Here is a 13145-nt window from a genome sequence, read left to right as displayed (position 1 = left end):
TACAGCCACAGCCACCAGTGACGTTAGTCGCCACCACCGGATCCCCGTCATTGTGCCGACACCTCCTGTCCAGTGAAGTTAGACAGGCGTTCTAAGCGTCACCCCCCGGACACGCGGCAGAACTCCGAACACCCCACCCCATCGCCCTAGTCTGCGGAATTGCAGGAAAACAGTCAGTGGCTGATAATGGAATCCGATGACCGTCAACTATTTGTGACCGTCAACTATTTGACGGAGGGGTCATGACCGAAATAAACGTTTCCGCCCGGCGGGCGTCACTTCCTCGCTTCGAGGAAGCTGAAGGCCTGGGCCCCCAGGACGCGGAGTTCGTCCGGGACCTGGTGGCGGTGCTGGCCAAACACGGGAATCTCAACCGCTTCGGCCTGTGCCTGCTCCACGATCATTTCCCGCTCGCCGCCGACGAGGTGCTGGTGGAGACGAACGACTCCAGAGCCCGCACGCTCCACGCTCACGTGGAGAAGATGGACGGCACGCAGCACACCAAGGCCTCGCAATGGCGGTTCTTGCCACATGCCGAGGGTGGGCAGGGTGTGGAACGCGACGCCGGCACCTACCAGGTGCTCCAGCTGTGCACCACGCTGGACCTGTGTCCGTTGCGTGAGCACCAGGACCGCGACGTTTGACCGCAACCATGGAAAACGACGGGGGCGCTGTTTGCGAAGACGGCGCCCCCTTGGTGGCAGCCCTAGAACTTGTTCTTCGGAGTGATCCCCAGCGACAGGCCCGACAGCCCCCGCTGGCGGCCGCCCAGCTTGCCCGCGATCGCTCGCAGGGCCGAGCCCGCCGGGGACTCCGGGTCCGTCAGGACGACCGGCTTGCCCTCGTCGCCGCCCTCGCGGAGGCGGACGTCGATGGGGATGTTGCCGAGGACGGGGACCGTCGCGCCCGTGGTGCGGGTCAGACCGTCCGCCACCACCTGGCCGCCGCCCGTGCCGAAGACATCGACCATCTCGCCGCAGTGCGGGCAGGGCAGGCCGGACATGTTCTCGACCACACCGACGATCTTCTGGTGGGTCTGGACGGCGATGGCGCCGGCCCGCTCGGCCACCTCGGCCGCGGCCTGCTGAGGCGTCGTGACGACCAGGATCTCGGCGTTCGGGACGAGCTGGGCGACGGAGATCGCGATGTCACCGGTGCCGGGCGGGAGGTCCAGGAGCAGGACGTCGAGGTCGCCCCAGTAGACGTCCGCGAGGAACTGCTGCAGCGCGCGGTGGAGCATCGGGCCGCGCCAGACGACGGGGGCGTTGCCCGGGGTGAACATGCCGATGGAGATGACCTTCACGCCGTTCGCGGACGGCGGCATGATCATGTTCTCGACCTGGGTCGGACGGCCGTCCGCGCCCAGCATGCGCGGCACCGAGTGGCCGTAGATGTCGGCGTCGACCACGCCCACCTTGAGGCCGTCGGCGGCCATCGCCGCCGCCAGGTTGACCGTCACCGAGGACTTGCCGACGCCGCCCTTGCCGGAGGCGACCGCGTAGACCCGGGTGAGGTTGCCCGGCTTGGCGAACGGGACCTCGCGCTCGGCCTGGCCGCCGCGCAGGGCCGACGCCAGCTCCTTGCGCTGCTCGTCGCTCATCACGTCCAGCGTGACGTCGACCCGGGTGACGCCCTCGACCCGGGAGACCGCCTCGGTCACCCGCTGGGTGATCGTGTCGCGCATGGGGCAGCCGGAGACGGTCAGGTAGACGGTCACCGCGACCGCCCCGTCCGCGCCGATCTCCACCGATTTGACCATCCCCAGTTCGGTGATGGGTCGGTTGATCTCGGGGTCGTTCACCGTCGCCAGTGCCTCGCGCACCGCGTCTTCCGTAGCCATAAGGACGATGGTACGGCGCGCCGAGGGGCCTCCGGGTAGTCCCTCAGCGGTCGTCTGCGTCACGTCCCGGCGACCGCTCTGTCCGTTCCGCCGGGAATACGACATGGCCGTCGTGGCGTCGTCGCTCCTCCAGCTCCTTGATCAGGTCCTGCAGCTCGGAGCGGATCCAGTCGCGGGTGGCCACCTCGCCCAGACCCATCCGCAGCGTGGCGATCTCCCGGGTCAGGTACTCGGTGTCGGCGATGGACCGCTCGTTCTGCTTGCGGTCCTGTTCGAGGTTGACCCGGTCTCGGTCGTCCTGCCTGTTCTGCGCGAGCAGGATCAGCGGGGCCGCGTAGGAGGCCTGCAGGGACAGCATCAGGGTCAGGAAGATGAACGGGTAGTTGTCGAAGCGCAGGACGGCCGGCGCGAAGATGTTCCACACCACCCACAGGATGATGACGACCGTCATCCAGACGATGAAGCGGCCCGTGCCCAGGAAGCGGGCGATCTTCTCCGACAGCCGCCCGAAGGCCTCCGGGTCCCACTCGGGCAGGATCCGGCGCCGGGGCGGGCGCGGCTGGTCCAGGCGGGGCGTGCGGTGCCGGGTGGCGGCCGTGGCGCCCACCGGGGTGCGCTCGCGGGTGCTCTCACGCTCAGGAGCCATGCGTACTCGCCCCCTCGCTCGTCGCCCCGTTCTCCTCGTTCAGATGGAACTCCGTCTCCCGCCAGTCCTCGGGCAGCATGTGGTCGAGTACGTCGTCCACGGTCACCGCCCCGAGCAGCGCACCGGACTCGTCCACCACGGGCGCGGCGACCATGTCGTACGTCGCGAAGAACCCGGCGATGACGGGCAGCGTGGCGTCGGGGTCCAGGGGCTGCAGATCGTCGTCGACCAGCGAGCTGACCAGGGTGTACGGGGGGTCGCGCAGCAGCCGCTGGAAGTGCACGGTGCCCAGGTACTTGCCGGTCGGGGTCTCGTCGGGGGGCCGGCAGACGTAGACCTGGGCGGCAAGGGCGGGGGAGAGGTCGGGGTTGCGGACCCGGGCGAGCGCGTCGGCGACGGTGGCGTCCGGGCGCAGCACGATCGGCTCGGTGGTCATCAGACCGCCCGCGGTGTGCTCCTCGTACGACATCAGGCGCCGCATCTCGGCCGCGTCGGCGGGCTGCATCAGGCTCAGCAGCCGCTCCTTGTCCTCCTCCGGCAGTTCGGAGAGCAGGTCGGCGGCGTCGTCGGGGTCCATGGCCTCCAGGACGTCGGCCGCGCGCTCCTCCTTCAGCTTGCCGAGGATCTCGATCTGGTCGTCCTCCGGCAGCTCCTCCAGGACGTCGGCGAGGCGGTCGTCGTCCAGGGCGGCGGCGACCTCGGCGCGTCGCTTGGCGGAGAGGTGGTGCAGGACGTTGGCGAGGTCGGCGGGGCGCAGCTGCTCGAAGGTGGCGAGCAGGCTCTCCGCGCCCTGCCCGTGCTCCTCCAGGGAGAAGCCGGTGACGGCCGACCACTCCACGGTCAGCGTCTCGCCCTTGGCCCGCCGGAAGGCGCCGCCCTTCTTCCCCTTCCGGACGAAGACCCGGTCGACCTCCCAGTCCCGGCGGGCGGGCAGCTGCTGCACGGACACGTCGAGGACGGTGACCTCCTCGCCGGTCTCCACCAGCGTCACCCGCCGGTCCAGCAGCTCCCCGAAGACCAGCCGCTCGGTGGGCCGCTGCTCGAAGCGGCGGACGTTGAGCACACCGGTGGTGATGACCTGCCCGGACTCGATGCCGGTGACCCGGGTCATGGGCAGGAAGATACGGCGCCGGGTGGACAGTTCGACGACCAGCCCGAGGACGCGCGGGGGCCGTCGCCCGACGCGCAGCATGACGACCAGTTCGCGTACGCGACCGACCTGGTCGCCGGTCGGATCGAAGACGGGGACCCCGGCGAGGTGCGAGACGAAGATCCGGGGGGCGCCGGCTGCCATGGCTGTGCTTCCTTTGCTCGCATTGCGTGGGAATTGCTGTTTTCTGCCCGCTCGCGTGCGCTTCAGGCTAGCCCGTACCGATCGGATACGCCCTGGTGGGCGGTCCGGACGGACTGGCTCCGCCGGGCGGGTGGGGCCCCGGTACGCTGCGGTACGCCGCTCAGGACTCGTCAGAAAGGCAGCGTCACCTGTGACTGCGATTCCCCAGGGCCGTACCCGTCGGGCCACGCTGGTGAGCGCGGCATGCGCACTGGCCGTGACGGGAGCGATGGTGCTGACGGGGTGCAGCAGCAGCGAGGACCCGGACGCGGGGACCAACGGGGTCGGCAAGCTGTCCCCGGACCAGATCCAGACGAAGACCCGGGCGGCGGCGGACGCGGCGCCCGCGGTACGGCTGTCCGGGACCGTGGTCACCAGCGGCCGTACGTACAAGCTGGACATGCGGCTGAAGGCCGACGGCGGCACCGGCTCGGTCACGTCCCAGGGGGCGACGTTCGGCCTGCTGCGGGTCGGCAAGCAGCTGTATCTGAAGGCCGACGCGGACTTCTGGAGCCATGGCGGGGACACCGGGGCGGCCGGCAAGCTCAACGGCAAGTACGTCAAGGTGCCGCAGGGCGATCCCGCGTACAAGAAGTTCAGCGGCTTCACGGACAAGGCTGTCCTCCTCGACGGTCTGCTGACCCTGCACGGCAAGCTGGCGACGGACGGCCACCACGACCAGTCCGGCACCCGCACCATCCGCATCACCGGCGACGCCGGCTCCGGCGGCACCCTCGACGTCTCCCTCCAGGGCAAGCCGTATCCCCTGCGCCTGGTCCGCGCCGGCAGCGCAGGAACGCTCAGCTTCTCGGACTGGGGCAAGGACTTCACCGTGACCGAGCCCGCGAAGTCGGAGACGGTGGACTACGGCAAGCAGCTGCCGACGTCGTAGATCACCCGACCCCGCCGCAACGGCGATCAGTCACGACGTACGTTTCCGGCGGGGCCGAACCCTGCTCGGCCCCGGCGCTACTTCTTCCGGCGCCTGGCCAGCAGCCGAGGCAGTCCCGCCGGGATCGGCTGACGGGTGGTGGCCGGAGTCGGCAACGGTCGTTCCGCCAAGCTGCCGGCAGGCAACGGCGCCGAAGCCCCCGTCGGCACCAGGCGGAGCACCCGGCACTCGCGCGCCCAGCGCCCCGGCATCTCCTCGCCGTCGGGGGCGTTGAGCCGCTTCCCCTTCAGCTCGGCCACCGCCGCCTCCCACTCCGGTGAGCCGGAGGCCAGCTCGGACACGGTCGCCTGCCAGCTCACCAGCCGGCCCCCCTTGTCCTTGCTGCGCACGGTCACCTCGGCCGAGCCGCCGTCGGTGAGGCCGGGCAGCGGCTGCTCTCCGGGCCCGTCGCCGACCAGGCACACCGCACCCTCGTGCCACACGTGCCACAGTGCACGCGCGGCCGGGGCGTCGGCACCCCTGACCCAGATGAGGCCGGACTTCTTGCTGGCCTCCTCGATGAGGGCCAGGTCGAGCAGCTCGCTTGTCATGCGCCCAGCCTATCCAGGCCCGCTCACAGCCAGCCGTTGCGCTTCAGCGTGCGGTGGATGCCCAGACACAGCGCGACCGTGATCCCCATGATCACCGGGTAGCCGTACTTCCAGTGCAGCTCGGGCATGTACTTGAAGTTCATGCCGTACACCCCGCACACCATCGTCGGTACGGCGATGATCGCGGCCCAGGCGGTGATCTTGCGCATGTCCTCGTTCTGTGCGACGGACGCCTGCGCCAGGTTGGCCTGGAGGATGGAGTTGAGCAGCTCGTCGAAGCCCACGACCTGCTCCTGGACCCGGGCGAGGTGGTCGGCGACGTCCCGGAAGTACTTCTGGATGTCCGGGTCGACCAGCCGCATCGGCCGCTCGCTCAGCAGCTGCATCGGCCGCAGCAGCGGAGCCACCGCCCGCTTGAACTCCAGCACCTCACGCTTGAGTTGGTAGATCCGCGCCGAGTCCACACCACGCGAGACCCCGCCCCGGCGGCCCGGCGAGAAGACCTCGGTCTCCACCTCGTCGATGTCGTCCTGCACCGCGTCGGCGACCGCGATGTAGCCGTCCACGACATGGTCGGCGATGGAGTGCAGCACGGCCGAGGGGCCCTTCGCGAGCAGCTCGGGGTCGTCCTGCAGCCGGTGGCGCAGCGCCCGCAGGGAACCCTGGCCGCCGTGCCGGACGGTGATGAAGAAGTCCCGGCCGGTGAAGCACATGACCTCGCCGGTCTCGACGACCTCGCTGGTGGCGGTGAGCCGGTCGTGCTCGACGTAGTGGATGGTCTTGAAGACAGTGAAGAGCGAGTCGTCGTACCGCTCCAGCTTGGGCCGCTGGTGGGCCTGGACCGCGTCCTCGACGGCCAGCGGGTGCAGCCCGAACTCGCTGGCGATACCGGCGAATTCCGCCTCGGTCGGTTCGTGCAGACCGATCCACACGAACCCGCCGTCGCGGCGCACCTGCCGCATCGCCTCCTGCGGGGTCAGCGGCCCCGCGCTCTGCACCCGGGCGCCGTCGCGGTAGACCGCGCAGTCGACGACGGCCGAGGGCGTGGCCGGGTCACGCGTGGTGTCGTACGAGGCGCTCGTGCTCGTCGTCTTGCGCAGCGATTCACGGGACGACGGACGGACCACGGCACGCAGGTCGCGGATCATCGACATGGGCAGGCTCCTTCGCAGGCGGGCAGCGAAAGCGCACGGCAACGGGTGGAACTACCCGGAATGGGGACGTCCTGACTGCGGATGTTTGGCACGTCCACAAAGCGGGGAGCACCGCACCGTCGCGGTGGCGGCTTCGCTACTGATGCAGAACTGATTCAGGTCAGACAGATCAGGCAAAGCGAAACGAAGTGCTCTTCCGAACGAAGACGTAAACGGGAAGGCGGCAGCCAGCCAGGAACTAGATCAGCAGCCGGAAGAGCGAGTGGTACTACCAGGTCGACTTCGATCCATGACAGCCCCACCTCCTCCGGCCGGTCCCTCGTAAGGGAGTCTCATCGGCGTCGGGACTTGATAGCGACGCTTCTGCGTGCTGCCCCGAACCACCGGCTCAGCGTAGCAGCAGCCCATAGTGTCAAGGCGCCGCTTTGCCCGCTGCTGACGAGTTCTATGCTCGCCGCATGGTTGATGTTCTTCCTCTCGTCGAGGCCCGGTTGACCACCGCGCTGGGCGCACCGGACGCGCGCGCCGCGGTCACCTTCCTCGGTACGGACCGCATCGAGGTGCTCCGTTTCCAGGAGGGGGACGTGGTCCGCTACGCCACGCTCGGTATGTCCGTGCACCCCATGACGGATCCCACGGCGATGCTCGCCGACCCCGTCAAGGGTCCCCGCGCCGAGCTGGTCCTGTCGGTCCGCGCGGGCCTCGCGGAGACCGACAAGGTGCTCCGTCCGCTCGCCGTACTCGCCGCGTCCCCGCAGGTGGAGGGCCTGGTGGTGACCCCCGGCGCCTCCCTGGACGTCGGGGATCCGCTGTGGCCCGGCGCCCCCTTCACCTCGGTCCTGGTCGGCGAACCCGGCGGGCTCGTCGAGGATCTGGAGCTGGACGATCCGATGGATCCCGTGCAGTTCCTGCCGCTGCTGCCGATGACTGCGAACGAGGCCGCCTGGAAGCGGGTGCACGGCGCCCAGGCCCTCCAGGAGCGCTGGCTCGCGAACGGCACGGACCTGAGGGACCCCGCCCGCAGGTCCGTCCCGCTCGACTGACCCGGAGTGACCGATCTCACCAACACAAGGCTGGAATCGGTCAGTTGGCAAAGGCGGTGACACCGTCCTCGGCGGCGTGCGCCGTCTCCGGCTCCTCGGCCGCGCGGGCATGGCCTGAGTGATCACCAGAACGATATTTGCCTGTCCTCCGCGAGGTGCGTGCGCCGGTCGGGTGATCGTCCTTGACGTAACGGGACAGGGGTAGGACCGTGGAGCCCTATGAGGGGCGAACCCAGTTGCCCGAAGTGTGGTGGCCGGGTCAGGGCTCCCGGTCTCTTCGCCGATTCCTGGCAGTGTGATGCGCACGGGACGGTGCACCCGGTGCAGCCCGTGGTCCCGCCCAGCGTCGAGGCGCTCAACGTCGTGGTGCACCGCACACAGGTTCCGGTGTGGATGCCGTGGCCACTGCCGGTCGGGTGGCTGTTCACCGGTGTGGCCTATGCGGGGGACGACCGCAGCGGCGGCCGTGCCACCGCCGTGGCCTGCTCCGGTCCCGGCCCGCTCGGCGGCATGGGTGAGCTGATCCTGGTCGCCGAGGAGCTCGGCGTCGGCCTCGGTGCGCGGTACGCCGGCATCGACGGCCCCGACCCGGGGGCGTACATGAACGTCGAGAAACCGCCCCAGGCCAAGGTCCTGGCTGCCGGCCGTCCGACCCCGCTGTGGCACGTCTACCGCACCCCCGACGACCGGGCCGTCTTCGCCGGTGAGGCGCTCGGAATGTGGCTGTGGGCGGTGATGTGGCCCGAGCAGGCCGGCCTGCTCATGTATGACGAGCTGGTGCTGACGGATCTGCGGCAGGCGGGGGCGGAGCTGGATCTGGTGCCGTGCGGGGCGCTTTCGCCGCGCTTGCTTCAGCCGTAGGGACCTCAGGGGCTGAGGTTCGTGGGTGCCTGCGGGTCCGTCGTGGCTGGTCGCGCCCACGCGGCGGAGCCGCATCTCGATACAGCCCCGCGCCCCTTTGGCGGCTGCGCCGCCATGTAGGGGGTGCATCCCGGGTGCGGGTGTGACAGGGCATCCCTTCGCGACCGCTATCCTTAGGTGTCCCCTTCCGTCCCGTCACCGCCTGGAGTCCGTGTCGTGCGTATCGATCTGCACTGCCACTCCACGGCTTCCGACGGTACGGACACCCCGGCCGAGCTGATGCGCAATGCCGCTGCCGCCGGGCTGGACGTCGTCGCGCTGACCGACCATGACACCACTCGTGGGTACGCCGAGGCGATCGCCGCGGTGCCCGAGGGTCTCACTCTGGTGACCGGCGCCGAGCTGTCCTGCCGTATCGACGGCATCTCCATGCACATGCTTGCCTACCTCTTCGACCCCGAGGAGCCCGCCCTGCTCGCCGAGCGGGAGCTGGTCCGGGACGACCGGGTGCCGCGGGCGCAGGGCATGGTCGCCAAGCTGAACGCGCTGGGCGTGCCGGTCACCTGGGAGCAGGTCGAGCGGATCGCCGCCGGCGGTTCCGTGGGGCGTCCGCATGTCGCGACCGCGCTCGTCGAGCTGGGCGTCGTGCCCACGGTGAGCGACGCGTTCACCGAGGAGTGGCTGGCCGACGGCGGCCGGGCCTACGTGGAGAAGCACGAGACCGACCCCTTCGAGGCGATCCGGCTGATCAAGGGCGCGGGCGGCGTGGCCGTCTTCGCGCACCCGGCCGCCGCCAAGCGCGGCCGCACGGTGCCGGAGTCCGCGATCGCCGAGATGGCCGCGGCCGGCCTGGACGGCGTCGAGGTCGACCACATGGACCACGACCTCGACGCCCGGGAGCGCCTGCGGGGCCTCGCGAAGGAGCTGGGGCTGCTGGTCACGGGGTCCTCGGACTACCACGGCAGCCGCAAGACCGTGTCGCTGGGCGAGTACACGACGGACCCCGAGGTGTACGGGGAGATCATCCGGCGGGCCACCGGCGCCTTCCCGGTGCCGGGCACCGGCGGGGCCTGAGACCCCTCAGGGGTCGACCCCGCTCCACCTCACGCCCGTTTCCCTCTCTCCTGCAAGGCCTGTACTTCCGCCATGTTCGACGTCGCCGTATTCGGCTCTCTGTTCCTGACCCTTTTTGTCATCATGGATCCCCCCGGGATCACCCCGATCTTCCTCGCGCTGACCGCGGGGCGCCCCGCCAAGGTGCAGAAGCGGATGGCCTTCCAGGCCGTCTGTGTGGCCTTCGGGGTCATCGCCACGTTCGGCGTCCTGGGCCACCAGATCCTGAACTACCTGCACGTCTCCGTCCCCGCGCTGATGATCGCGGGCGGTCTGCTGCTTCTGCTGATCGCGCTGGACCTGCTCACCGGCAAGACCGACGAGCCGAAGCAGACCAAGGACGTGAACGTCGCCCTCGTACCGCTGGGCATGCCGCTGCTGGCGGGGCCCGGTGCCATCGTGTCCGTGATCCTGGCCGTGCAGAAGGCCGACAGTGTGGCCACGCAGGTCTCGGTGTGGTCCGCGATCCTCGCGATCCACGTCGTGCTGTGGCTGGTGATGCGTTACTCGCTGCTGATCATCCGGGTCATCAAGGACGGCGGCGTGGTCCTCGTGACGCGGCTCGCGGGCATGATGCTCTCCGCGATCGCGGTGCAGCAGATCATCAACGGTGTCACTCAGGTGATCCGGGGGAGCTGAGACGTGGGCTCGGCTCCCCCGGAAAGCTTGAGCGGCGGTCCGCGTTACGAGGCCGGGGTCTCGGCCGGGCGGATCCACAGGCGCTGTCCGATGGCGGCGGCCTGCTGAACGATCCGGTTGACGGAGGCGGCGTCCACGACGGTGCTGTCCACGGTGGTGCCGTTGACCTCGTCGAGTCGCATGATTTCGAAGCGCATTGGCTTCTCCCTTCGTCTGGTCATCCTCCAGAGGAGAACTACTGGTGTGTCCTGCTGTCGTAGGTAGTCAACGGCATGCGTGTTACAAACATTCCCTACGCTAAAGAAATTTTTCGAACGCCTAATTACCGACCGGTAGGTGAGACGCGTGGGACCGACCGGGACCGGTTGTGTTCGTAGCGTGACCGCCGGGACAATGGAAGCGATGAACGACGACCTGGCGGCCCTCGCCGCCCGTATCGACCACACCAACGAGCTGCTGCAGCGCATGCTCGCCGAGGTGGCGAAGACGCCCTCGACCCACGCGATCTTCGTCGACGCGGGATACCTCTACGCGGCCGCCGGCCGGCTGGTCGCCGGAACGGAGGACCGGCGGGCCTTCGACCTGGACGCCGAGGGCCTCATCGAGGCACTGATCGACAAGGCCCGCACGATCTTCGCGGACAGCCGGCTGCTGCGCGTCTACTGGTACGACGGCGCCCGGCGCCGCATCCACACCGCCGAGCAGCAGTCCATCGCCGAACTGCCCGACGTCAAGGTCCGCCTCGGCAACCTCAACGCCAATAACCAGCAAAAGGGCGTCGACTCCCTCATCCGCTCCGACCTGGAGTCCCTCGCCCGCCACCGCGCGATCAGCGACGCGGCCCTGCTCGGCGGCGACGAGGACCTGGTCTCGGCGGTGGAGGCGGCCCAGGGCTACGGCGCCCGCGTCCACCTGTGGGGCATCGAGGCACCCGAAGGCCGCAACCAGGCCGAGCCGCTGCTCTGGGAGGTCGACAGCCAGCGCACCCTCGACCTGGAGTTCTTCAAGCCGTACGTCTCCCGCCGCACGGCCGCCGCCTACGAGGCCCCCGCCGGCACCCGGCCCACCCGCGAGGACGTCCGCTTCGTCGGCGCCCAGATCGCCGCGAAGTGGCTGTCCGCGCGCGGCCGCGAAGCCCTCGTCGAGCTGCTCCCCGGCCACCCCTACCTGCCCGGCTCCGTCGACCAGGACCTGCTGGTCGAGGCCGAAGGGCTGCTCCAGTACTCCCTGCGCGGCCAGGCGGACCTGCGCCGCGCCCTCAGGGACGGCTTCTGGGAGCATCTGCAGACGCAGTACTAGCCCCGCCTCGGGTGCCCGCCACCCGCCTCAGCCCAGGCGCTCGTCCCAGAAGTCGGCGATCGCCCGGGCCGTGGCGAGCGGGCGGTCGGTGTTGGGCGAGTGCTCGGCCCCGTCGATGACGGACCGCCGCGCCCGAAGCCGCACCGCCGTCTCGTCCAGCAGCGTCGGCGGCCAGGTGTCGTCCTGCGAGCCCGACAGCACGTGGAACGGCAGCGGTACGGCGGCCAGTTCGGCGATACGGTCCGGCTCGGTGCACAACTGGCGTCCGGTGGCGAGGAGTTGGGCGGGCTTGTTGCCCAGCCAGCGGCGCCGCAGATCGTCCCGGCCGACCAGGCCGCCGTCGAGCTTGCCCGTGTCGGTCTCCTCGGGCGCCTCCATCGCCTGCATCGCGTCCCACACCTCCGCCATCGTCATCACGCCGAGCGCGTCCCGCAGCAGCTTCACGCGCTCCTGCTGGGAGGCCGAGATCTGCGCCGGGCCCGAGGACATCAGTGTGAGGGAGAGAAACGGCGCGTGGTCGAGCAGCACGGCCGCACGCGAGATCTGCCCGCCGAGCGAGTGTCCCAGCAGATGCACCGGCGTTCCGATCGCCGCCGCCTGCGCCAGCACGTCCCGTGCCAACTCCTCCTGCGCGTAGGCGGATTCGTCGTGCTCGGGCCCGTCCGACTCGTACTGCCCGCGGCCGTCCACGGCCACGGTCCGGTACCCGCGCTCGGCCAGCGGCACATGCAGCGGATTGAAGTCCTCCTTGCTCCCGGTGAACCCCGGCAGCAGCAGCGCGACGCCCTTCGGCTCGACCCCGTCGGCCACGGGCGCGTCGACGACGGCGAACTCACCGCGCGCGGTCCGCAGGGAGTACGCACGGGCACCGGGGGGCGGGACGAAGGTGGCAGGCCTACTCATGAGGGAGAGGCTATCGGGCGCCGCGCGGGCGGGGTGGAGGGAGGGTGAGGCAGGGGGAGGGAGGGTGAGGCAGGGAGGGAGGGTGAGGCAGGGGGGAGGGAGATGGGGGATCGGGGCGATGGGGGGATCGGGTCGATGGAGGCGATGGGGGAGAAGACCGACGGCCCGGTCCCACAGTGGTGGGCCGGGCCGTCGGGTGAGGCGGTTGTGCTTGTCCTGCGGTGGGGCCGGTCAGGCCTCGGTGGCCTCCACGGCCGCCGTCGCCTTCCGCGTCCGGCGCGGCTTCGGCGCCGTCTCCGTGGCCTCGGCCACGGGCTCCGCGGCCTTGCGGGTCCGGCGGCGCGGCTTGGTATCCGGCTCCTCGGTGGCCTGCGCCGGAATCTCCGGAGCAGCCGCCGCGGCGACGGCCTTGCGGGTCCGCCGTGCCTTGGGCGCGGCGGCGACCTCTACACCGTCCACCGTGGCTTCGGCGGTGGCAGCGGCCGTCTTGCGGGTGCGACGGGGCTTGACCTCAGCCTCCACCGTTTCCGGGGCGGCGGCGGTCTTGCGGGTGCGGCGGGGCTTGGCCTCAGCCTCCGTCGCCTCCGGGGCGGTGGCGGCGGTCTTGCGGGTGCGGCGGGGCTTGGCCTCGGTGGCCTCGGCCGTGTCCACGGCGGTCTCGGCGGTGGCAGCGGCGGTCTTGCGGGTTCGGCGCGGCTTGGCCTCGACCTCGGCCTCCACCGTTTCCGGGGCGGCGGCGGCGGTCTTGCGGGTGCGGCGGGGCTTGGCCTCGGTGGCCTCGGCCGTGTCCACGGCGGTCTCGGCGGTGGCAGCGGCGGTCTTGCGGGTTCGG

At 70.3% G+C, this 13145-nt stretch carries 14 protein-coding genes and 1 pseudogene; 7 read left to right on the top strand and 8 right to left on the bottom strand.

The features are described 5' to 3' along the window. Positions 1 to 242: 242 nt before the first annotated feature. Positions 243 to 644 carry a hypothetical protein gene (locus ACFY3C_RS13315; protein ID WP_390770795.1) on the top strand — a complete coding sequence of 134 codons (402 nt, stop codon included), beginning with the start codon at positions 243 to 245 and terminating at the stop codon, positions 642 to 644. A 62-nt stretch (positions 645 to 706) separates the two neighbouring features. On the opposite strand, the gene ACFY3C_RS13310 is transcribed toward ACFY3C_RS13315, so the two are convergent. Genes ACFY3C_RS13310 through ACFY3C_RS13300 form a run of 3 tightly spaced genes read right to left on the bottom strand, consistent with a single transcriptional unit; the run spans position 707 to position 3780 of the window. Next, complete coding sequence (locus tag ACFY3C_RS13310) at positions 707 to 1840, bottom strand: Mrp/NBP35 family ATP-binding protein (RefSeq protein ID WP_390770794.1); 1134 nt, start codon at positions 1838 to 1840, stop codon at positions 707 to 709. Between the two features lie 43 nt (positions 1841 to 1883). Continuing rightward, on the bottom strand, positions 1884 to 2486 hold the full coding sequence (locus ACFY3C_RS13305; protein WP_386578189.1) for a DUF1003 domain-containing protein: 603 nt from the start codon (positions 2484 to 2486) through the stop codon (positions 1884 to 1886). Further along, complete coding sequence (locus ACFY3C_RS13300; protein ID WP_386578190.1) at positions 2476 to 3780, bottom strand: magnesium transporter MgtE N-terminal domain-containing protein; 1305 nt, start codon at positions 3778 to 3780, stop codon at positions 2476 to 2478. The genes ACFY3C_RS13305 and ACFY3C_RS13300 overlap by 11 nt, the downstream gene beginning before the upstream one ends. Before the next feature lie 190 nt (positions 3781 to 3970). Between ACFY3C_RS13300 and ACFY3C_RS13295 the strand changes: the two genes are divergently transcribed. Next, positions 3971 to 4711 carry a hypothetical protein gene (locus tag ACFY3C_RS13295; RefSeq protein WP_390770793.1) on the top strand — a complete coding sequence of 247 codons (741 nt, stop codon included), beginning with the start codon at positions 3971 to 3973 and terminating at the stop codon, positions 4709 to 4711. Between the two features lie 77 nt (positions 4712 to 4788). On the opposite strand, the gene ACFY3C_RS13290 is transcribed toward ACFY3C_RS13295, so the two are convergent. Both ACFY3C_RS13290 and ACFY3C_RS13285 read right to left on the bottom strand, forming a co-directional pair. Continuing rightward, positions 4789 to 5301, bottom strand: coding sequence for a hypothetical protein (locus ACFY3C_RS13290; RefSeq protein ID WP_390770792.1), 513 nt, complete (start codon positions 5299 to 5301; stop codon positions 4789 to 4791). A gap of 23 nt (positions 5302 to 5324) precedes the next feature. Further along, a complete protein-coding gene (locus tag ACFY3C_RS13285; protein ID WP_386578193.1) occupies positions 5325 to 6455 on the bottom strand; it encodes a magnesium and cobalt transport protein CorA in 1131 nt (376 codons plus the stop codon). Positions 6456 to 6913: 458 nt separating this feature from the next. Here ACFY3C_RS13285 and ACFY3C_RS13280 point away from each other — a divergent pair, with 458 nt between their 5' ends. From ACFY3C_RS13280 to ACFY3C_RS13265, 4 genes are all read left to right on the top strand, one after another. Then, positions 6914 to 7498, top strand: coding sequence for a suppressor of fused domain protein (locus ACFY3C_RS13280; RefSeq protein ID WP_386578194.1), 585 nt, complete (start codon positions 6914 to 6916; stop codon positions 7496 to 7498). Positions 7499 to 7717: 219 nt separating this feature from the next. Beyond that, complete coding sequence (locus ACFY3C_RS13275; protein ID WP_386578195.1) at positions 7718 to 8359, top strand: DUF6758 family protein; 642 nt, start codon at positions 7718 to 7720, stop codon at positions 8357 to 8359. A 216-nt stretch (positions 8360 to 8575) separates the two neighbouring features. Beyond that, positions 8576 to 9433, top strand: coding sequence for a PHP domain-containing protein (locus ACFY3C_RS13270; RefSeq protein WP_390770791.1), 858 nt, complete (start codon positions 8576 to 8578; stop codon positions 9431 to 9433). Between the two features lie 72 nt (positions 9434 to 9505). Next, positions 9506 to 10111, top strand: coding sequence for a MarC family protein (locus ACFY3C_RS13265; protein WP_386578197.1), 606 nt, complete (start codon positions 9506 to 9508; stop codon positions 10109 to 10111). Between the two features lie 44 nt (positions 10112 to 10155). Here ACFY3C_RS13265 and ACFY3C_RS13260 read toward each other — a convergent pair whose 3' ends face one another. Then, complete coding sequence (locus tag ACFY3C_RS13260; protein ID WP_186581692.1) at positions 10156 to 10308, bottom strand: hypothetical protein; 153 nt, start codon at positions 10306 to 10308, stop codon at positions 10156 to 10158. Between the two features lie 205 nt (positions 10309 to 10513). Between ACFY3C_RS13260 and ACFY3C_RS13255 the strand changes: the two genes are divergently transcribed. After that, on the top strand, positions 10514 to 11410 hold the full coding sequence (locus ACFY3C_RS13255; protein ID WP_386578198.1) for an NYN domain-containing protein: 897 nt from the start codon (positions 10514 to 10516) through the stop codon (positions 11408 to 11410). 27 nt (positions 11411 to 11437) lie between these two features. Here the strand turns inward: ACFY3C_RS13255 and ACFY3C_RS13250 are convergent, their stop codons facing one another. Next, positions 11438 to 12313 (bottom strand): alpha/beta fold hydrolase, encoded by an 876-nt coding sequence (locus ACFY3C_RS13250; RefSeq protein ID WP_390770790.1) that lies wholly within the window; start codon positions 12311 to 12313, stop codon positions 11438 to 11440. Positions 12314 to 12544: 231 nt separating this feature from the next. Next, positions 12545 to 13145 (bottom strand): annotated as a pseudogene (locus ACFY3C_RS13245) (ATP-dependent helicase); the annotation flags it as partial.

Origin of the sequence: Streptomyces sp. NPDC001410 (genome assembly GCF_042895235.1) — a bacterium.
Classification (GTDB): Bacteria; Actinomycetota; Actinomycetes; order Streptomycetales; family Streptomycetaceae; genus Streptomyces.
The sequence above is the reverse complement of the archived record's forward strand: the minus strand, read 5'-3'. Positions and strand labels throughout refer to the sequence as shown.

Bases quoted from the DNA above. Each gene is read 5' to 3' on its own strand.
- ACFY3C_RS13250 (WP_390770790.1), bottom strand. From the start codon at position 12,313: ATGAGTAGGCCTGCCACCTTCGTCCCGCCCCCCGGTGCCCGTGCGTAC.
- ACFY3C_RS13280 (WP_386578194.1), top strand. From the start codon at position 6,914: ATGGTTGATGTTCTTCCTCTCGTCGAGGCCCGGTTGACCACCGCGCTG.
- ACFY3C_RS13300 (WP_386578190.1), bottom strand. From the start codon at position 3,780: ATGGCAGCCGGCGCCCCCCGGATCTTCGTCTCGCACCTCGCCGGGGTC.
- ACFY3C_RS13315 (WP_390770795.1), top strand. From the start codon at position 243: ATGACCGAAATAAACGTTTCCGCCCGGCGGGCGTCACTTCCTCGCTTC.
- ACFY3C_RS13255 (WP_386578198.1), top strand. From the start codon at position 10,514: ATGAACGACGACCTGGCGGCCCTCGCCGCCCGTATCGACCACACCAAC.
- ACFY3C_RS13310 (WP_390770794.1), bottom strand. From the start codon at position 1,840: ATGGCTACGGAAGACGCGGTGCGCGAGGCACTGGCGACGGTGAACGAC.
- ACFY3C_RS13290 (WP_390770792.1), bottom strand. From the start codon at position 5,301: ATGACAAGCGAGCTGCTCGACCTGGCCCTCATCGAGGAGGCCAGCAAG.
- ACFY3C_RS13260 (WP_186581692.1), bottom strand. From the start codon at position 10,308: ATGCGCTTCGAAATCATGCGACTCGACGAGGTCAACGGCACCACCGTG.
- ACFY3C_RS13285 (WP_386578193.1), bottom strand. From the start codon at position 6,455: ATGTCGATGATCCGCGACCTGCGTGCCGTGGTCCGTCCGTCGTCCCGT.
- ACFY3C_RS13305 (WP_386578189.1), bottom strand. From the start codon at position 2,486: ATGGCTCCTGAGCGTGAGAGCACCCGCGAGCGCACCCCGGTGGGCGCC.
- ACFY3C_RS13265 (WP_386578197.1), top strand. From the start codon at position 9,506: ATGTTCGACGTCGCCGTATTCGGCTCTCTGTTCCTGACCCTTTTTGTC.
- ACFY3C_RS13275 (WP_386578195.1), top strand. From the start codon at position 7,718: ATGAGGGGCGAACCCAGTTGCCCGAAGTGTGGTGGCCGGGTCAGGGCT.